Consider the following 18502-nt stretch of genomic DNA (forward strand, 5'->3'; position numbering starts at 1 on the left):
AAATAGGTAATCCTGGTAGATCATTATTTTTTGATTCGACTAGCGAGCCAAGCGCGAACTGTATTTTGCTGAATCATACATGTTCTTCCTCTCTTGATTGAATTATTCCTAAACTCAAGGATTTTTGCTCGGCATCATTAACAATACGTGCTTGCAACTCTTTCGTCAACCCATCTGTTTCGTATACAGGTAAAGTCGGCAAACCGTAACTCGGATTATTTGTGGATGAAAACAAGTCAGCCATCAACCGTTCTTCGAATAATGGTGTCATTTTAAATCCTCCCCCGTCGTGATTCCTGCCTTACTTCTACAGTGTAAGGGAGAGATGTAAACAAACGAGAGGTAAATTGTTAAAAACAGGTGAACTTTGTAAACGTTTTCACATTGTCGTCAAATCTTCTTCGAGTGGCGTGCAGTCAGCAGCATATTGTTGACCCCGTTTGACGTATTTCCGGATCGTCCGTTCCATGATGAACCGGTCATGATCACTGATTTCACGAACGATTTTTGCCGGAACGCCCATGACCATCGAATTCGGAGGAACGACCATTTTAGGTGGGACCAGACTGCCGGCTGCAACGAATGCACCGCTTCCGATTTCAGCTTGGTCCAAAATCGTCGCCGACATCCCGATCAAAGCGCCTTGGCGAATGATTCCCCCGTGAATCATTGCCATGTGTCCGATCGTGACATCATCTTCAATGATGGTCGGATACCCTTCATACTGATGAATCATGGATCCGTCCTGAATATTGACACGCTCGCCAATTTTAATCGGACCTTCATCTCCCCGGATGACCGTATTGAACCACACAGTCGAATCTTTACCGATTTCGACCTCTCCGATGACTTTGGCGCCGTCTGCGATGTAGACGCTCGGATCGACGTTTGGAACCAATTGACCTACACGATATTTCATGTCTGTTCCTCCCTTTTACTTTCAAGTGTACGTTTTCATCTTGACTGTTGGAAAAATAAATTGCAACTGCTTACATACTAATTGTAAGATGGTAAAAATACCGTTCACACCAGGAGGAAACAGGATGAATCAGACAATTCGGGCACGACTTATTACCATTGCCGCCAAAAAAGAGAAAGCAGCGGTCGTCTATCAAGGCATTCAGGTCATCGATGTCATGACACGTGAGACGTATCAAGCGGATGTTGCGGTAGATTCCGGCTACATTGCCGCTGTCGGCGACGGATATGAAGGAATTGAAATGATTGACGGAACAGGAAAATTCATTGCGCCGAGTTTCATTGACGGCCATGTCCATATCGAGTCATCGATGGTGACACCAAGTGAATACGAACAGGCGATTTTACCGCTCGGTGTAACGACCGTCATTGCCGATCCGCATGAGATTGCGAACGTAAAGGGAGCGGAAGGGCTCCAGTTCATGTTGGACGATGCAGCAGGACTGTCGCTTGACGTGCGAATGATGTTGCCGAGCTGTGTTCCGGCGACATCATTTGAACATGCCGGGGCATCGCTCGATGCAGCGGCACTCGCACCTTTTGTTAAGCATCCGGGAGTGCATGGCTTAGGGGAAGTCATGGACTATCCTGCTGTCGAACGGGCTGATCGTGATATGCTGAAAAAAATTGAACAAATCGAGAGTGCTGGTAAACTGGTCGATGGTCATGCCGCAGGACTTGGCGCACGTGAATTGAATATCTATGGTGTAGCAGGTATTCGGACGGATCACGAAGCAGTCAGTAAACAAGAGGCAATTGAGCGGGCACGTCGCGGATTATACGTCGAAGTCCGGGAAGGATCGGCTGCCCGGAATCTCCAGGAAGTGCTTGATGCGGTCACGGAAAGCAATGCCGGTCGATTCCTTTTCTGTACGGACGATAAGCACCTGGACGACACGTTACGTGAAGGAACGATCGACTATAATATCCGCTATGCCATACAGCACGGTATTAAGCGTGAAACGGCCTATGCAATGGCTTCTCTTCATGCAGCTAATGCGTATCAACTAAATGACCGTGGAGCAATCGTCCCGGGACGTCGTGCCGACTTTGTCATCTTGCAGGATGCCGATCAAGTGATCATTGATGAAGTGTTTGTCAGTGGAGAGCCGGTCGCCCGAGCCGGTAAAACAATCATCTCATCCCAAAAGATAGCGGTCCCGTCGACATTGCGCGGCGAACTGAAAACGAAGCCGATCACGGATCAAGTTTTTGAACTCGTATTAGAAAAAACGAAAGCGCATGTCATCGGAATCATCCCGAAAAGTATTGTCACGGAACATTTGATTTTGGATGTGCCTTTACAGGACGGGAAATTTGTCCCCGTCCCGGAACAAGACTTATTGAAAATCGCCGTCATCGAGCGTCATAATGCGACCAACTTCTCAGCAGTCGGCATCGTTAAAGGGTTTGGCATGAAGCGAGGTGCCATTGCGGCGACGGTCGCCCATGATTCGCATAACCTTGTCATCGTCGGAACATCGGATGCCGAGATGAAACTTGCGGCAGAGCGTCTGATTAAGGCGGGTGGAGGTGTCATTGCGGTCAATGGGACAGAAGTTCTGGCGGAGTTGCCGCTTGAAATCGCGGGACTCATGACGAGTCGTCCTTTCCAGGAAGTCGGAGATACACTCGAAGCGCTCAATGATGCACTTGATGTATTAGAAGCCGACCGTTCCTTTAATCCGTACTTGACGATGTCGTTCCTCTGTTTGCCTGTCATCCCGAATCTGAAGTTAACGGACAGCGGATTGTTTGACGTTAAAACGTTCCAACATATTGCAGTACAAGCTTAAATGAAAAGGTAAAGTCCACGAAAGGTGATGACGTGGACTTTACCTTTTCTTAATAGTTTTCCGGTTGAATCATTATTTGATCCTTGTTATAGTAGGTCTTATATCTTTGTGAAAAGTGTAGCTTAATGAAACTTTTCAGGAGGATACTCCGTAGAAAAGAAGAGAACAATCAGAAAGGACAGATTCAATGGATAAGTCATATTTTGAAGGTCATGAAAAGTTGATTGCTGATGTATACCGTTCGTTTATCGACCAGTTTCATGAGTTACCAAACAACCGGCGTACAAAACGTCAGTTACGAAATCTTGCGTTTTCAGTGATTCGACAGGCTGGTCCGACCTATCAGGAACGAACCGTCTTATACGCATTTTTTGCTGAATTTTTCCGTGCTGTCGAAGAAGGACAGCGGGAAGAAATCGAATTTTATAAACAAATCGCACAGTAAAGACCCCGATCGGCTCCGGCAGAAGGGGTCTTTGTTGTATACAAAAACCGGTCACCAAGGGAAGCCTGGTAACCGGTAGGAGGATACTTATTTTACTTCCATCCATTTGAAGCTCATGTCTGCTCCGAATGGGTGACGATATAGTTTGTCGATATTCGCACGTTGCAAGTATGCTTCACCTTTTTGGTAGATTGGAGCAATCGCATAGTCTTCTGCCAAGAGCATTTTTTCAGCTTCTTGAAGCGTCGACCAACGTTTTGCTTCATCCGGCTCTGCTTTAGCTTCTTTAATCATCTTATCGAACTCTTTGTTCGAGTATTCCATACGGTTAAAGCTTCCGCCTGTTAAACACATATCGAGGAACGTCATTGGATCCTGGTAGTCAGGGCCCCAACCGGCAGCAGAGATGTCGTAATCGCCTTTAGACTCGAGGTCCAGGAAGTTTTTGAACGGTTGTTGCTTGATGTTGACCGTAAGACCCGGTAAGTTTTTCTCGAGATCACCTTTTAAGAATTCAGAAACTTTCTTGAAGGCATCTTCATCACGTGACAACATATCGAGTTCTACTGTTTTGACACCGAGTTCTTTTAGGCCGGAATCCCATGCTTTTTTCGCTTCTGTTGCATCAAAGCTTTGGAGATCTGGATATTTGGCACGGAAATCTTCCCCATCCGGTGTGAATGTAAAGTCTTTTGCGACGATGAAGTTAGCCGGTTTTGAACCGTCATTTAAGATGACGTCTGTAATTCCTTGTTTTTCAAAACCAAGTGCAAGCGCTTTACGGATGTTTTCGTTTTTAAGTGCTTTATTTTTTTGGTTGAATCGGAGGAAGTTGATCCGTGCATCTGGACGTGTCTTGTAGTTGTCGGATTTTTCGTATTGTGAGACGAACTCCGATGTGATAGGTGCGAAGTCGACGTCTTTCGACTCGAACAAGTTGACACCAGTCGAAATTTCTTTAACGACTTTTACATCGATTTTTTCCATTTTGACGTTTGCTTTATCCCAGTAATCCGGGTTTTTCTTATATGTCCAACCGGAATTAGATTGCCACTTATCCAAAATGAATGGTCCGTTGAAGAGCATCGAGTCGACGTTTGTCGCAAACTTGTCGCCTTTTTCTTCGACAAACGATTGCTTGAGTGGTAAGTAAGTAGGGAAACTTGTCAATCCGAGGAAGTATGGAGCAGGAGCTTCCAATTGCACTTCAAGAGTTTGATCGTCTACTTTCTTGACACCGAGCGAATCGAGTTCTGCTTCACCGGCTAAGATTTTGTTAGCATTTTTTAAATCCTGAAGGATGTATGCGTACTCTGCTCCTGTTTTTGGATCGAGTGCACGTTTCCAAGAGTAGATGAAGTCGTCTGCCGTAACAGCTGAACCATCTGACCACTTGGCATCTTTACGGAGTTTAAATGTATATGTTTTCTTATCATCTGATACTTCGACACTTTCTGCGATTCCGGCAGTCGGTTTGTTGTCGCCGTCAAGACGGTAGAGACCTTCAAAGACGTTGTTCGTAACGATGATGGATGTTGAGTCCGTTGTTTTTGTTGGATCAAGTTGTGGCACATCCGTAGTCGAGATGAGTGTCACCTCTTGTTTTTTTTCTTTTGAGGAAGAAGAGTTTCCATCTGATTCATTGCTTTGGCCACAAGCTGCTACTGCGAGCAGCGCCATGCTGGATAGTCCAGCAAAGGCAATTTTAGTTTGTTTCTTCATGTGAAAGATGACCCCCCGATTAGACTGAAATGATTTCAGAAAAGTGTGAACATAATGTAAATTTAAGTGAAAGCGAGTAAAAATGCAACACAAATTTTCTGACAATTTCTATTGATCAAGGTCTATATGCTCAATTCCGAGTGTTTTCAAGTAGTCATAAAGTATGAATATCGTCAGTTTATGAGGAGAATACATCCGTAAAGTCAACTGCCGCGCATGACCGCGTAACCGGATATTAGTAATGCGGACTCCTTTTTTTTCTAATGCTGTTTTGACCGTTTGAGCATCCGTATCCGCTGCGAGAGTCAGGTGGGCAACGATGACGTTAGCTTCGAATCGGCTATTGTTGACCCGCTTCATGACCCAAGTCAGTCCTTCCAATGAAAAAAATAAAAAGAGGACTAAAAACGTGGCTTCTAGGATAAAGCCAGCTCCGAGTGCAATGCCAATTCCACTGGCTGCCCAAATGATGGCAGCAGTCGTCAAACCACTGACGATATCGTGCGGACGTCTTAAAATCACGCCGGCGCCGATGAAGCCGATTCCGGCGACGACTTGAGCGACAAGACGCATCGGATCCATTTGGGCATTGGGGGCAATCGTACTGTACAGCACGACAGACTTAATGGATACGATGGTTAACAGACAACTGATCAGGGTAATTACGAGGCTAGTACGTATACCAACAGGCTTATTTTTGATTTCGCGTTCGAATCCGATGATGATACCGAACAGTGCGGCTATCATCAATTTAAAAAAGTCCTCTAGTTGGAACGAATGGATCCAATTCATATTGATCAAATCCTTTCTTTACAATGGCTTTGATTTTGTTATAATGAATTTTGTGTCTTTCGAATTAATATACATTTGATATGAATAGATATACAAGAAATAAAGGACGTGTTAGAGGATGAATCAACAAAAAATCGGCTTTTTTGCTTTAGCCGCAATGGTCATTGGATCGATGGTCGGTGGAGGTGCCTTCAATCTGCCGGGAGCAATGGCTCAAAAAGCGAGTGCAGGTCCGATTCTAATCGGATGGGGAATTACTGGTCTTGGCATGATTATGCTGGCGCTGGTCTTTCAACACTTGGCAAACAGTAAACCGGAACTTGAAGGCGGCATTTACGCATATGCCCGTGAAGGATTCGGACGATTTGTCGGTTTTAACAGCGCCTGGGGATATTGGGTCTCGGCCTGGATCGGGACAGTTGCCAACATAACGTTGGTCTTTAATGCACTCAGTTACTTTTTCCCGATTTTCTCATCAGAAAATCGTGTATTTTTGTTAGTGATGAGTATCGTTGTCGTATGGGGACTGTTTTTCATCGTCTCGAGCGGGATTAAAGAAGCGACACTTGTCAACCTGATTACGACGATCGCAAAGCTCGTTCCCATTTTGATTTTTATTTTATTGGTAGCAATTGCTTTTAATGTGAAGACGTTTAACCTGAATTTTTGGGGAGAAGGAACGGAATTAGGCAGTATCTTTACGCAAGTCAAAGGAACGATGCTTGTGACGCTTTGGGCCTTCGTCGGGATTGAAGGGGCTGTCGTCTTGTCGACACGCGCCAACAAACGGAGTGATGTCGGGAAGGCGACAGTCGTAGGGCTTGTCGGAGTACTTGTCATCTACATCCTGATTTCCGTCTTATCGCTCGGTGTTTTGAACCAGGAACAGTTAGCAGGATTACAAGAACCAACAATGGCTTATGTGCTCGAAGCTGCGATTGGTCCGTTTGGAGCAACGTTGATTATGGTCGGACTGATCATTTCGTTATCCGGAGCACTGCTCGGATGGACGATTCTGGCGTCTGAAATTTCTTATCTCGTGGCTAAAGACGGTGCTTTTCCAAAGTTCTTTGCCAAAACGAACCGGAAAGGGGCGCCGGTCGGTGCGTTGCTGATCACTCAAATTGCGACCCAGTTCGTTGCAGGTATCGCCTTATTTTCTGCACAGACGTATTTAGTCTTATCCAGTATTGCCGGAATTTGTGCATTGTTGCCGTATCTGTTGTCTGCCGTGTACAGTGTCCGTTTTTCACGGGCAGAACGCAATACAAAGATGCTGATCTTCTCGACGATTGCCGCCGCCTATTCACTGTGGCTCGTCTACGCTTCAGGGATTTGGTATATCGTCATCGCAGCCCTCGTCTATGCACCGGGTATCATCGCCTATCTGATGGCGGAGCGGGAGCAGAAGCGGGGCGGTATGTCGCGTTACGAAATGATTGCGAGTGGAATTTTAATTATCTTAGCTGCGGTTGCAGTTTACGGGATGATCGGTGGACAAATTCAATTGTAAGACAATGGACGAATCTCATCGGCGGACTTCAAAAACCGTCTTTATACGAAAAACAGGAGCCGGAGTCTAGTCCGGCTCCTGTTTTTTAGTTGTCCTTATTGTCCGGTTCTTCAGGATTGGATGAACCAAAACGCAGTTCTACTTCCTCAACAGACAACGGTTCGGAAAAAATGAATCCTTGCATCTGCTGGCAGGCGGTCGCTTCCAGATAACTCAGGGCAGTCGTCGTTTCGACGCCTTCTGCGACCAGATTCAACTTTAAGTTTTGACCAAGTTGAATGATTGAGTCGAGCAACCCGTTTTCTCCTAAATCGATGCCGTCAATGAAGACTTTATCGATCTTGAGTTCATCAATCGGAAAAGCACGCAAATATTGTAAGGAAGAATAACCTGTTCCAAAATCATCAATCGATAATCGGAAACCAAGCGCTTGGATCAGTTGCATCCGTTCAATTGTCCGCTGTGTCTGTAAAATTGCGATATTTTCCGTCAGTTCGAGTGTCACGAATCGGGGATCGATCTTTTTTTGAGACACGACATGCTGTAAGGTCCGGACAAACGAATCGCTTTGGAACTGATGCGGTGAAATGTTGATGGCCATCGTCAAATCAGGTGCAATCTGTTTCTGCCAAAGTGCGAGTCGTTCGCAGGCTTCGATGACGACCCAGTTGTTGATGGGTGTAATCAAAGCCGCTTCTTCGGCAAGGGGAATGAACTCATCCGGAGGAATGCTCCCGAGTGCCGTATGATTCCAACGCAACAGCGCTTCAAAACCATCGACATGCTTGGTTTTCAAGTTGATGATGGGTTGATAGACCAAATGAAGGGCTTGATCCTCTAAAGCCGTAAATAATGAGCGTTCGAGCTGTAATTTCCGGGTGAACTGCTCATCCATTTCATGGGTCAAATACTGGATTGTTCCTGTGCCGATTGATTTTCCGGCATACAGGGCCATCTCCGAACGACGGTACAAATCTTCAAGTGATTTGGCTTCCGAAGGATAGACGGTAATTCCGAACGTACAGGAGATGATTAAGGAATGCCCATTAATATAATAGGGACGTTGCAATACTTGTTGCAGTTTCCGGGCATATTGGAACAAGGCATTCCGGTCTGTGACTTCGAGCACCACACCAAACAAGTCACTCGTCGGATGGAACGTTAACAGCTGTTTTGCATGTTCGGACAAACGTTTGGCTAACGCTTGTAAAAGTTGGTCGCCGACATGTGTCCCGAAGGAATCGTTGATGACTTTAAAACGATCAATATCAAATAAGATGAGTGAGATCGGGAGATCATCAGATGCTTTGGAGAATAAGACCTGACCTTCCCGAAGAAAGCCACGTCTATTCAGCAGATGGGTCAATTCATTATGATGGACTAAAAAATCAAGTTCCTGTTCGAGATGTTCGGTTTCCGTAATATCGGTACCAATGAAAAGATGTTGGAAACGGACACCGTTTACGTCATAAACCGGAATCAAAGTGGCATGAAACACTTTTTTAGACTCATCCTGTGTCGATATGGACAGCTTCCCGGACCAGGCTTTTTTCTTCTTGATTTGAGAGCGAATCATGGGAAGGACGTCTTCAGACGAATCTAGTAATATCGTCCAAGGTTGACCGAGCAACAGGTGTGGGCAAAAACCCGTAATATCCGTCAAATTGGTATTGGCGTATTGAATCGTTCCCCGTGCGTCGAATATTGCGACACAAGCGATTTGATCAAACGCATAGCGTAAGTCCATCAATCCTTGAAATAACGGTTTGGTTGCATTCTGTTGAGTGGAAGAAGGCAGCTGACAGAAAAAAGCACCAGAAGGTTCGTTTTTTTCATCAAAGAGCGGTGAGACGAGCAACGTCGATGTCGAACGGTCACCTGATTTATGAAGAAATGTTGTATTCGGTAATTGCATCGATTGCCGCTTTTCTAAAAATGAATACCAGATTTGCCGGCTGAACGCAGCATCTTCCGGGTCAAGGAGCGGGACCAGTTGTCCGGTAACTTCTTGTGCCGACCAGCCCCAGCAGGATTCGGCAGCCTCATTCCAAGAATGGACGGTTAAATCGACGTGTAGGATAAATGCAGGTAAAGGAAATCCTTGCATGACAGTTTCGTAGGAACTAATGGTCGAACGATCCATTACGGACGCACACTCCTTTTAAATGATCAGAGATGACGGTTCACTTGTCTTGTCTATTCCCAGTATATTCAATTTTCATGCGAATAAATCCTGTATTTCGATTGAAGATTATCCGTGTGAATCTGTTATAATCAGAATGAAAGCGTTTTCCAAGCGAAAAAGGGGGATTTATCATGAATCAAACAGAGAAAATCATTACACAGACAGAGAAATTCGGGGCACACAACTATCATCCGCTTCCAATCGTCATCTCGGAGGCAGAAGGGGTGTTCGTCAAAGATCCTGAAGGCCGCGAATATATGGATATGCTTAGTGCCTATTCAGCTGTGAACCAAGGACACCGTCATCCGAAAATCATCGAAGCCTTAAAACGGCAAGCGGATAAAATTACGCTGACATCGCGCGCGTTTCACAATGACCAGTTGGGGTTCTTTTATGAGAAGGTCGCGCAATTGACAGGAAAAGATATGGTCCTGCCGATGAATACGGGAGCGGAAGCGGTCGAGACGGCAGTTAAGGCAGCACGTCGCTGGGCGTACGAAGTCAAACAAATTCCTGGAGATGCCGAAATCATCGTCTGCGAAGGGAACTTCCATGGTCGGACGATGACGGCTGTTTCGATGTCAACAGAAGCCGAGTATCAACGTGGATTCGGACCACTCTTACCGGGCATCAAAACGATTCCATACGGGGATTTGGAAGCACTGAAAGGCGCCATCACGGAAAATACAGCTGCCTTCATCGTTGAGCCGATCCAAGGTGAAGCGGGTATCCTGATTCCGTACGAAGGATTCTTGAAAGATGCCCAGGACGTCTGTAAGGAACAAAACGTATTGCTCGTCTCGGATGAAATCCAATCAGGACTGGGCCGTTCGGGTAAATGGTTTGCTTCGGACTGGGACAATGTAACACCAGATATGTACATCTTAGGAAAAGCACTGGGGGGCGGCGTGTTCCCGATTTCTTGTGTGGCTGCCAACCACGATATCCTGAGTGTCTTTAATCCGGGATCGCATGGTTCGACATTCGGCGGAAATCCATTGGCCTGTGCGGTATCTGTCGCTTCACTTGAAGTTTTGGAAGAAGAGAAGTTACCGGAACGTTCACTAGAGCTCGGAACATACTTTATGAACCGTCTAAAAGAAATCGACAATCCGATGATTAAAGAAGTTCGTGGGCGCGGATTATTCATCGGTGTCGAATTGACAGAAGCGGCTCGTCCGTATTGCGAAGCATTAAAAGAAAAAGGATTGCTCTGCAAGGAAACACATGAGACAGTCATTCGTTTTGCACCACCACTCGTCATTACAAAAGAAGAATTAGACTGGGCATTCGAACGGATTGAACAAGTCCTCGGCGTCTCGGTTGCACAGTGACAGTCCACTCCCTATCGGAAAGCGATAGGGAGTTTTTCGATTGATGGACCCCTAAGACTGGGAGCAAATGAGAGCAGAGAAATGTTTGAATCTGTTTCAGGTGGGAACATACTACTATGCGTTAAAAAAATAGGGGGTAATGAACATGTCACATGATAGCGGATTAAACAAAAAAGCTGATGGTTTAGTTGATAAAGTTGCCGGAAAAGCGAAAGAAGCGCTCGGAAAAGCAACAGGAGATAAATCAACAGAACGTGAAGGCAAAAAAGATCAGCTTAAAGGCGATGCTAAAAAAACAGTTGGTAATGTTCAACAGAATCTCGAAGATACGAATCGTCGTTAATCTGTACCCGTAAGGTCCCTTATCTAAAGGGATCTTTTTTTATGAAAAAATATGTATAAAGGTCTAGTCATTTAGACGTGTATGTGGAATAATAATAGATGTTAAAGCGTTTTCATCGTCATGTCATTATTTGTTTTTATTTAGGAAAGGATGAAGTATATGTTGCAGTTTCTTCAACGAATCGGTAAAGCTTTAATGCTGCCGATCGCCGTTTTACCAGCCGCGGGAATTGTCCTTCGACTCGGTTCAGCCGATATGTTGGATATTCCGTTAATGGTGGCAGCAGGTGGTGCGATTTTTGATAATCTTCCACTAATTTTTGCGATTGGTGTCGCGATCGGATTATCGATTGATGCAAGTGGCGCTGCCGGCTTGGCAGGAGCAGTCGGGTATCTGGTCTTAAAAACGGGTGTCGACTCCATGAACAAGGATTATTCGAACGCTCAAATTCAGGCTAAGTACGATGCAATCGCCGCCATTGTCAATGACTCCTCGACGAAAGTGGATGGGGCGACCTTAAGTTCCATTGCCAATCAGGCAACTTTAGGTTCGATGGTCAATATGGCTGTGTTCGGCGGGATCATTGCCGGTATTGTCGCCGGTTTGTTGTACAACCGATTTTACAATATTAAATTACCGGATTGGTTAGCATTCTTCGGCGGACGCCGTTTTGTTCCGATCATCACGTCAGCCGCTATGCTGGTCTTAGCGTTTGTCTTTGGTTACTTATGGCCGTTCATTGAAGACGGAATCAATAATGCGGGAGAATGGATGGTCAGCCTTGGAGCAGGAGGGGCCGCACTGTTTGGATTCTTCAACCGTCTGTTAATTCCTGTCGGTCTTCACCATGTCTTGAACAATATTTTCTGGTTTGTCTTCGGTTCATATGAAAAAGCGGATGGAACAATTGCGAATGGAGATATCGCACGCTTCTTCGCTGGAGATCCGACAGCCGGTATTTATCAAGCCGGATTTTTCCCGATCATGATGTTCGCTTTACCGGCTGCAGCAGCAGCCATGGTCATGGCGGCACGCAAAGAAAATCGGAAAGCCGTCGCAGGGGCGATGATTGGTCTTGGATTAACATCATTCCTGACAGGGATTACGGAACCGATTGAGTTTTCATTCATGTTCTTGTCACCGGTCTTATATGTCATGCACGCCGTGTTGACGGGTGTTTCCATGGCAGTCGTCAATTTACTCGGTATCTTGCACGGGTTCTCCTTCTCTGCCGGTTTCATTGACTATGTCCTGAACTTCGGAATCGCGACAAAACCGTTGCTTTTACTCGTTGTCGGTCTCGTATTCGCCGTCATTTATTACTTCCTGTTCTACTTCATGATCACGAAATTTGATCTGAAAACGCCGGGTCGTGAAGATGAATCACTTGTAACGGATGCAGGCCCTGTCACGGGTGTATCAGACGATAAGTACGAGCAACAAGCAGCGCGGATTTTTGCAGGCTTACAAGGAACGGACAACGTCACAGCGATTGATAACTGTGCGACACGTCTCCGTCTCCAGGTAAAAGATTCAACGATCATTGACGAAGCGGCAATTAAAGCGGCCGGCGCAAAAGGTGTGATGAAGATGGGCGCGAAAAACGTCCAAATCATCATCGGTACGGATGTTGAGTTCGTCGCTGATGCGATGAAACGTCAAAAATAATGCTACAAAAAAAAACGACCTTTCCTGATTGCTCAGGAGAGGTCGTTTTGACGTGGAACAGAAGTAGTCGATTGTTTCAGACTGCTGACATAAATCGGATAGAAAATCCCGATCAGGATGATGATGATCCCGATCCACTGTGAACCGGAAAGATGCTCTCCGAGGATGAGGACGGAACAAATGACGGCAGTCGGCAGTTCGGCTGCACCAAGCAAAGAGACGCTGGCCGGGCTTAAGTGTGGGGCACCTGCTGCGAATAACAGCGGTGGTAGGATCAAGGCGAACAGACCGAGTGGAAGTGCGTACCAGATCAGTCCCTGTTCGAAATTCGTTGCAGTCAGGAAAGTCGTCGGCGGATACATGATCATGACGAACAGAAGTCCGCCTGTCATCATGTAAAAGCTTTTTTTTATGACCGGTACATGGTTTGCGACCCGTCCGCTCGCAAGCAGGAAGATCGAGAAACTGACGGCTGCGCCGAGTCCGAACAACGTACCGCGCACATCAAGGGCACTCGTATAAGCTGCACTGGCTAAAACGGCACCGCCGATCAATAGGACGGCAGATAAGAAATGAGAACGCGACGGCAGACGTTTTGCCAAAATTGAATCAATCACGACACCAATCCATGTGAATTGGAAGAGGAGAATGATGGCAACTGAAGCGGAAACAGTTTGTAGGCTTTGGTAATACAGATAACCGGTCGTCCCGCTTGAAATTCCGATGGCCATTAAAGTAAGAGCTGTTTTCGGATGTAAACGAAGATTTTTTGACAGCAGGGCCAAGACAAAAATCATCAACCATCCGAAGAAGAATTGACTTCCGGAAACAGCGGCGGAGTCAAAGCCGGCACCGTAAGCCAGTTTGACGATAGTCGACAGAACGCCGTAACTGATGGCGCCGATTAAGACGAAAAGTGTTGCTTTTGAACGATTCATACAGATCCCTCCATGTTTTAGAACGCACAAAAAAGGTTGCAACGGGGCCTTGTCCAGGTTTTTTGGACAGGGTTTGGTTGCAACCTGTGTGAGTTATTTAATGTTGAGTCCAGCCTTTTTATAAAAGGTGGGCTTTAATTCATTGTATCGGACGGTCAATCGATTAAAGGTTTTGAGTGCTTCTGTCGCTTGACGGGAAGTCCGGTTTAAATCAGCTGTCGCTTCGTCAATCTTAACGAAGTTCGGTTTTTCGGTCAAGTAGGAAAGCACTTTCTTTTCTGACACGATTGCTGCCGTGTAACGTTTTAAAAACGTATCAAAAGCTTTCTCCCGCTCTTTAAAGACCTTGATAAGAGCGGTCCCGTCTTTTTTAGCGGCGGGTAACGAAGATAAACTGCCCGTTAGTTCCGAAAGATCCAACTTATCAAAAGCACGGGTACGAATGGTTTTTTCCTGCTTTAACAAATCGGCACGATTTTGATTCAAAGCGGTTAATTCTTCCCGTTCATTTTGTGCCCGTTTGATGTCATCGGCTCCGGCTTCGAGAACGGCTTGATACGTATTAACGGAAATTTCGTCTTGGCGCGTCCGTTGTTCAGCAATCGCTGCGGCTTTTCGTTCAGACTTGGCCTGTTCTTCCAACTGGTTATATATCGAAGCAGCGGGATCGCTCGAGCAGGCACTGAGAAACAAGAGGCCGAGACAGGTCAAACAACTGGTGAGGATCATCCGTTTATTAATCATGAAAGGAACTCCTTATAAATTAGAGAATTTTGCGAAATTATACGGGACATGAAAATCTTCATCATAGATGGAAAATTGATAGCCTTTTTTCTTTAATCCGGCGACAATCGCAGGCAATGCCTGCAATGTTTGTGGTTGTTCATGCAACAGGATGATTTCGACCGGGCCTTCCGCACGGCTGATGACAGTGTTGGCAACTTCCTTGGCACTATCTTTGTAGTACCAGTCCATCGAATCGATCGACCAGTCCCACACCCGAAGTTTCGCCTGTTCGATCTCTTTTGCAATCGACTTGGTAATGCCGGGTGTTGATCCATAAGGAGGACGTGTCAACAACGGGCTGTGATTCGTCAGTTGGTTGATTTGTTTCTGTACCCGCAGCATCTCGGGAACATACTGCTTTTTCTTATACAACGTGTCGTAATCATGAGTTTCACTGTGTGGTCCGATGTAATGTCCAGCCTTTGCCATCGAGCGGACGACATCCGGTTGCTCATTGATGTTACTTCCGATCAAAAAGAAAGTCGCTTTAACTTCTTGTTCTTTTAATGATTTCAAGATGTCTGAAGTCAAAGCGGTCGGTCCGTCTTCAAATGTCAGATACGCCACTTTTTTAGTAATCCCGTTCCATTTCTCGACGCGTGCCTTGTCCAGGTTCGGAGTCGGAACTTCCTGTAAAGATTGAACGGATTTTACATCCGCTTGTTGTTGTGTTGAAGTCAGGTATTGATAAACGATATAACCACCAAGCGGAAGAAGGATAAGTGCCATTAGAATAAAAAGCTTGGCGAAATATTTTCGTTTTGGTTTTCGATGCCTTGGACCAAGTCCGAGGGGATTGCCTGAGTTGTATGGATCCATTGATGTCTGAGCTCCTTTACGGAAAATCTTATGACTTAAATGTAACATTTTGTCTGTTTCATTTGTAACAAATATGTTACAAAGAGATGACTCGTAGAGCTATAATCTAAAAAAACGTTATTAAAATAGAAAACTAAAAAGTTTTTTAACAGACGAATTGTAATATTAAGTGCAACACCTAGCTGAAAACACAAAAAAAACCCATAACGGCCTCGTGTAGAATAGAGTTACCACACAAAATTCAACGGAGGATTCGTTATGAGCTATATTCATCTTACCATATCAGAAAGAGTCAAAATAGAGACGTATCTCGAGCTAGGTTTCTCTGTCCGAAAGATTGCGGGACGCCTGGGGCGTCAACCTTCTACGATTTCACGAGAATTGAAACGAAATCCTCATTACGATTCTTCTCATGCTGGCCAGCGTTATGTGGAGCGAAAAAAGAAGTGCGGTGCACGTACGAAGTTTACGCTCGAAAAAGGAATCTGCATCCTCGAAAAATTACGGGAGACGTGGTCCCCTGAACAAATTGCCGGACGATTATTCCAAGAAGAAGGACTCTCGTTCAAGACAATTTATCGTTGGATTTATAGTGGCCTCGTCGAGGCCGATTCTGGACTTCTTCGGCAAAAGGGAAAGCGTCAGAAACCACGTGAGACGCGCGGACGCTTCAACGTCGGACTGCCAATCAGTAAACGTCCGTCCGACGTCAAAGGGCGTCAAACGTTTGGACATTGGGAGCTTGATACTGTTGTATCGGGTAGAGGAACGTCAAAAGCCTGTGTCGCAACGTTCGTCGAGCGAAAGAGTCGTTTTTATCTCGCTGTACCGATGGAAAATCGGTCCGCTCAATCGATGGAGTCTGCGATTCAAGCATTACATCTTTCCTTCCCGTTGGGAACGTTCCAAACTGCGACGACAGATCGTGGAAAAGAGTTTAGCTGTCATGAACGAATTCGTGACACGTTAGGCTTACCCATGTATTTTGCAGATCCGTATTCTTCTTGGCAGCGTGGTAGTAACGAGAACGCCAATGGTCTTCTCCGTGAATTTTTCCCGAAGGGGACAGATTTCGGAAAGGTCAGTCGTTCTGAAATCGCTCAAGCGCTCGCCTGGATTAATGGGAGACCACGAAAATGTCTTAACTGGAAAACTGCATACGAGGTCTTCACGGAAGAAGTGTTGCACTTAATTTGACAAACCGTCAACAAAAAAAGAAGTCCATCCGTTATCGGAGACTTCTTTTTTCGGATAATTCTCGATCAGTGTTCTGTAACAGCGCACTCATCACATTCTGTTTTATATGATTCGCACTGTTCATCCATTTCTTTTCCGCAATGAGAGCAGGTCTTGACCGGAAGTTGACGGTAAAACTCCGGAGAAGTTTCTTGGTAAAAGGGTTGTTCCATGATTATATTCCTCCTCTTAATGTATGGATCTGGCAGCAAGAAACACTGAATTTCTTTTATTGTACTAGTACAGAATATGTATGTCAATCACTGTTTTATAACAGATAGAATATCAGCGAGTCTTGTCGTATGACAGTTGGCGCAGAGGGTGATACGATAACAAAGTAAACAGATGTACTTAAGGGGGGATCATTATGAATCAAACACTATCCGACACACTATCACTTTTGACAGAACGCCGTTCAGTTCGTCATTACGATGAGACATTCACGCTTTCGCATGAAGACGTACAAGAATTGATTGAATTGACGACAGCTGCGCCAAGTGCTTGGAACTTGCAACATTGGCATTTCGTCGCCTTCCATTCGGAAGAAGCGAAGCAGCAATTGGCTCCAATCGCTTACAATCAGCCTGCCATCAGTTCTTCTTCAGTCGTCATTGCCGTACTAGGGGATTTACAGGCAAACCGAAACTATAATCCGGTTTATGGTCCAGCCGTAGAAGCAGGAGGTATGACGGAAGACTTGTTCGACTCGATCAAAGGACAAGTGGAAGGAGCTTACCAAAGCGAGGCTTATGCGAGAGATGCAGCCATGTCAAACGCAAGTCTAGCAGCGATGCAACTCATGTTGGTCGCTGAAGCAAAAGGATTATCAACACTTGCGATGGGGGGATTCAATCACCAACTCTTTACGGAAACGTTTATTACAGATGAACGTTATGTTCCGGTCATGTTGATTGCCGTCGGTAAAGCAGTGGAAGATGCGAAAAAACGTCCGGCCCTTCGTCTGCCGGTTGATCAAGTCACGACAATTCTATAAGTAAATGTGAAGGGACCGACTCGAAATCATGGTTCGGTCCCGTTCATTTTTATTTTTAATTTTTTTAGAAAAGTACTTGTCAGATGGTTAGTTTCTTGCTATATTAATACATGTCCTAGCAAGTACATAACGTACTGCATCATGATTCTGTAGCTCAGCTGGGAGAGCGCTACCTTGACAGGGTAGAGGTCGCTGGTTCGAGCCCAGTCAGAATCATACCAAAAACTCCGTTCATCCTTGGATGAACGGAGTTTTTTTATTTAATTTTTGGCTTGAAGTTCGTCTTCCGTCACCCATTTATGGTTCTTAATGGTTTTCCCACCAGTTGTCGGTTTAAAATCGACCATATACACGGTTGTTTCATCGGCTTGATCAATCGTCGCTTTAGCCCCATCCATGCCCTTCATGTGGTCCGCCGCTAACGTCACTTTGTCACCTGCTTTTAGCGGTGAATCCGGAACCGGACTCAGTTCTTCCTGAATCACCCATTTATGATTGCTGACTTTTTTTCCGCCGTTTGTTGGTGTAAAGCTGACGGCATAGACCGTCGTATCAAATGAATCGACGACGGTTGCTTCTGCGCCGTCCATGCCTTTCATATGATCTGACGATAAAACGACATTCGCACCGTCCTTAAATTTTGGATTTTCGGCTTGTTTGAGTCCGGCTGGAATTTTTCCGTCACTTGAATGCATCATTCCTGCGTGAGAATCCTTCATATCATCGTGCATATCGTGCGAATTAGACGAATTCGAATCAGATCCGCAAGCACTTAAACCTATGACGGCAGAAAGTGCCAGTGATGTGACGAACAGTTGTTTTTTCATGAAAAATGACCTCCTGTAAGTAATCTGGTTATGTCATTACTATACCCATGTTTTGTGCAGAAACCGTGCAGAAAAGGTGACGATTCAATGGTCTGACTGAATAAGCTTTTAAAAAAGTGTATCGTA

18 protein-coding genes and 1 tRNA gene are annotated in these 18502 nt (G+C 45.4%); 9 read left to right on the plus strand and 10 right to left on the minus strand.

What is annotated here, in order from left to right; translation table 11 throughout:
- Positions 1 to 73: 73 nt before the first annotated feature.
- Positions 74 to 271, minus strand: a complete 198-nt coding sequence (locus EXIG_RS02720; protein WP_012369402.1) for a hypothetical protein — start codon at positions 269 to 271, stop codon at positions 74 to 76.
- 108 nt (positions 272 to 379) lie between these two features.
- Positions 380 to 919: a gamma carbonic anhydrase family protein gene (locus EXIG_RS02725; protein ID WP_012369403.1), complete on the minus strand. Its 540-nt coding sequence runs from the start codon at positions 917 to 919 to the stop codon at positions 380 to 382.
- 124 nt (positions 920 to 1043) lie between these two features.
- Between EXIG_RS02725 and ade the strand changes: the two genes are divergently transcribed.
- Together ade and EXIG_RS02735 are read left to right on the plus strand one after the other, a co-directional pair.
- Positions 1044 to 2774, plus strand: coding sequence for an adenine deaminase (gene ade / locus EXIG_RS02730; RefSeq protein WP_012369404.1), 1731 nt, complete (start codon positions 1044 to 1046; stop codon positions 2772 to 2774).
- Between the two features lie 187 nt (positions 2775 to 2961).
- The gene (locus EXIG_RS02735; protein WP_012369405.1) at positions 2962 to 3219 is read left to right on the plus strand and encodes a hypothetical protein; all 258 of its coding nucleotides are present in this window, start codon (positions 2962 to 2964) and stop codon (positions 3217 to 3219) included.
- Positions 3220 to 3306: 87 nt separating this feature from the next.
- Here EXIG_RS02735 and EXIG_RS02740 read toward each other — a convergent pair whose 3' ends face one another.
- A complete protein-coding gene (locus EXIG_RS02740) occupies positions 3307 to 4941 on the minus strand; it encodes a peptide ABC transporter substrate-binding protein (protein WP_012369406.1) in 1635 nt (544 codons plus the stop codon).
- A gap of 108 nt (positions 4942 to 5049) precedes the next feature.
- Positions 5050 to 5733: an MgtC/SapB family protein gene (locus EXIG_RS02745; protein ID WP_012369407.1), complete on the minus strand. Its 684-nt coding sequence runs from the start codon at positions 5731 to 5733 to the stop codon at positions 5050 to 5052.
- A 118-nt stretch (positions 5734 to 5851) separates the two neighbouring features.
- On the opposite strand from EXIG_RS02745, the gene EXIG_RS02750 reads away from it, so the two are divergent.
- Positions 5852 to 7246 (plus strand): basic amino acid/polyamine antiporter, encoded by a 1395-nt coding sequence (locus EXIG_RS02750; RefSeq protein ID WP_012369408.1) that lies wholly within the window; start codon positions 5852 to 5854, stop codon positions 7244 to 7246.
- 85 nt (positions 7247 to 7331) lie between these two features.
- On the opposite strand, the gene EXIG_RS02755 is transcribed toward EXIG_RS02750, so the two are convergent.
- Positions 7332 to 9389, minus strand: a complete 2058-nt coding sequence (locus tag EXIG_RS02755; protein WP_012369409.1) for a sensor domain-containing protein — start codon at positions 9387 to 9389, stop codon at positions 7332 to 7334.
- A gap of 173 nt (positions 9390 to 9562) precedes the next feature.
- Here EXIG_RS02755 and EXIG_RS02760 point away from each other — a divergent pair, with 173 nt between their 5' ends.
- The 3 genes from EXIG_RS02760 to nagE all read left to right on the plus strand — a co-directional run bounded on the left by EXIG_RS02760 (position 9563) and on the right by nagE (position 12776).
- Positions 9563 to 10765, plus strand: a complete 1203-nt coding sequence (locus EXIG_RS02760) for an ornithine--oxo-acid transaminase (RefSeq protein WP_012369410.1) — start codon at positions 9563 to 9565, stop codon at positions 10763 to 10765.
- 145 nt (positions 10766 to 10910) lie between these two features.
- Complete coding sequence (locus EXIG_RS02765) at positions 10911 to 11108, plus strand: CsbD family protein (RefSeq protein WP_012369411.1); 198 nt, start codon at positions 10911 to 10913, stop codon at positions 11106 to 11108.
- Positions 11109 to 11267: 159 nt separating this feature from the next.
- Positions 11268 to 12776 (plus strand): N-acetylglucosamine-specific PTS transporter subunit IIBC, encoded by a 1509-nt coding sequence (gene nagE, locus EXIG_RS02770; protein WP_012369412.1) that lies wholly within the window; start codon positions 11268 to 11270, stop codon positions 12774 to 12776.
- A 32-nt stretch (positions 12777 to 12808) separates the two neighbouring features.
- Here nagE and EXIG_RS02775 read toward each other — a convergent pair whose 3' ends face one another.
- From EXIG_RS02775 to EXIG_RS02785, 3 genes are all read right to left on the minus strand, one after another.
- Complete coding sequence (locus tag EXIG_RS02775) at positions 12809 to 13714, minus strand: EamA family transporter (protein WP_012369413.1); 906 nt, start codon at positions 13712 to 13714, stop codon at positions 12809 to 12811.
- Positions 13715 to 13807: 93 nt separating this feature from the next.
- On the minus strand, positions 13808 to 14458 hold the full coding sequence (locus EXIG_RS02780; RefSeq protein ID WP_012369414.1) for a YkyA family protein: 651 nt from the start codon (positions 14456 to 14458) through the stop codon (positions 13808 to 13810).
- A 12-nt stretch (positions 14459 to 14470) separates the two neighbouring features.
- Complete coding sequence (locus EXIG_RS02785) at positions 14471 to 15229, minus strand: polysaccharide deacetylase family protein (RefSeq protein WP_041261806.1); 759 nt, start codon at positions 15227 to 15229, stop codon at positions 14471 to 14473.
- A gap of 348 nt (positions 15230 to 15577) precedes the next feature.
- On the opposite strand from EXIG_RS02785, the gene EXIG_RS02790 reads away from it, so the two are divergent.
- Entirely contained in the window at positions 15578 to 16516 is a 939-nt protein-coding gene (locus EXIG_RS02790; protein WP_012369416.1) for an IS30 family transposase, read from the plus strand.
- Positions 16517 to 16581: 65 nt separating this feature from the next.
- Here EXIG_RS02790 and yhfH read toward each other — a convergent pair whose 3' ends face one another.
- Positions 16582 to 16728 carry a protein YhfH gene (gene yhfH / locus EXIG_RS02795; protein ID WP_012369417.1) on the minus strand — a complete coding sequence of 49 codons (147 nt, stop codon included), beginning with the start codon at positions 16726 to 16728 and terminating at the stop codon, positions 16582 to 16584.
- 194 nt (positions 16729 to 16922) lie between these two features.
- On the opposite strand from yhfH, the gene EXIG_RS02800 reads away from it, so the two are divergent.
- Both EXIG_RS02800 and EXIG_RS02805 read left to right on the plus strand, forming a co-directional pair.
- Positions 16923 to 17549 (plus strand): nitroreductase family protein, encoded by a 627-nt coding sequence (locus EXIG_RS02800; protein ID WP_012369418.1) that lies wholly within the window; start codon positions 16923 to 16925, stop codon positions 17547 to 17549.
- Between the two features lie 143 nt (positions 17550 to 17692).
- Positions 17693 to 17765 (plus strand) — tRNA-Val (locus EXIG_RS02805).
- Positions 17766 to 17809: 44 nt separating this feature from the next.
- On the opposite strand, the gene EXIG_RS02810 is transcribed toward EXIG_RS02805, so the two are convergent.
- Complete coding sequence (locus tag EXIG_RS02810) at positions 17810 to 18376, minus strand: YdhK family protein (protein ID WP_012369419.1); 567 nt, start codon at positions 18374 to 18376, stop codon at positions 17810 to 17812.
- Positions 18377 to 18502: the final 126 nt, after the last annotated feature.

This window comes from Exiguobacterium artemiae 255-15 (assembly GCF_000019905.1).
GTDB lineage: Bacteria > Bacillota > Bacilli > Exiguobacteriales > Exiguobacteriaceae > Exiguobacterium_A > Exiguobacterium_A artemiae.

Coding starts and splice junctions, on each gene's coding strand:
- yhfH (WP_012369417.1), bottom strand. CDS start 16,728: ATGGAACAACCCTTTTACCAAGAAACTTCTCCGGAGTTTTACCGTCAA.
- ade (WP_012369404.1), top strand. CDS start 1,044: ATGAATCAGACAATTCGGGCACGACTTATTACCATTGCCGCCAAAAAA.
- EXIG_RS02725 (WP_012369403.1), bottom strand. CDS start 919: ATGAAATATCGTGTAGGTCAATTGGTTCCAAACGTCGATCCGAGCGTC.
- EXIG_RS02785 (WP_041261806.1), bottom strand. CDS start 15,229: ATGGCACTTATCCTTCTTCCGCTTGGTGGTTATATCGTTTATCAATAC.
- EXIG_RS02760 (WP_012369410.1), top strand. CDS start 9,563: ATGAATCAAACAGAGAAAATCATTACACAGACAGAGAAATTCGGGGCA.
- EXIG_RS02755 (WP_012369409.1), bottom strand. CDS start 9,389: ATGGATCGTTCGACCATTAGTTCCTACGAAACTGTCATGCAAGGATTT.
- EXIG_RS02775 (WP_012369413.1), bottom strand. CDS start 13,714: ATGAATCGTTCAAAAGCAACACTTTTCGTCTTAATCGGCGCCATCAGT.
- EXIG_RS02780 (WP_012369414.1), bottom strand. CDS start 14,458: ATGATTAATAAACGGATGATCCTCACCAGTTGTTTGACCTGTCTCGGC.
- nagE (WP_012369412.1), top strand. CDS start 11,268: ATGTTGCAGTTTCTTCAACGAATCGGTAAAGCTTTAATGCTGCCGATC.
- EXIG_RS02750 (WP_012369408.1), top strand. CDS start 5,852: ATGAATCAACAAAAAATCGGCTTTTTTGCTTTAGCCGCAATGGTCATT.
- EXIG_RS02765 (WP_012369411.1), top strand. CDS start 10,911: ATGTCACATGATAGCGGATTAAACAAAAAAGCTGATGGTTTAGTTGAT.
- EXIG_RS02790 (WP_012369416.1), top strand. CDS start 15,578: ATGAGCTATATTCATCTTACCATATCAGAAAGAGTCAAAATAGAGACG.
- EXIG_RS02735 (WP_012369405.1), top strand. CDS start 2,962: ATGGATAAGTCATATTTTGAAGGTCATGAAAAGTTGATTGCTGATGTA.
- EXIG_RS02720 (WP_012369402.1), bottom strand. CDS start 271: ATGACACCATTATTCGAAGAACGGTTGATGGCTGACTTGTTTTCATCC.
- EXIG_RS02810 (WP_012369419.1), bottom strand. CDS start 18,376: ATGAAAAAACAACTGTTCGTCACATCACTGGCACTTTCTGCCGTCATA.
- EXIG_RS02740 (WP_012369406.1), bottom strand. CDS start 4,941: ATGAAGAAACAAACTAAAATTGCCTTTGCTGGACTATCCAGCATGGCG.
- EXIG_RS02745 (WP_012369407.1), bottom strand. CDS start 5,733: ATGAATTGGATCCATTCGTTCCAACTAGAGGACTTTTTTAAATTGATG.
- EXIG_RS02800 (WP_012369418.1), top strand. CDS start 16,923: ATGAATCAAACACTATCCGACACACTATCACTTTTGACAGAACGCCGT.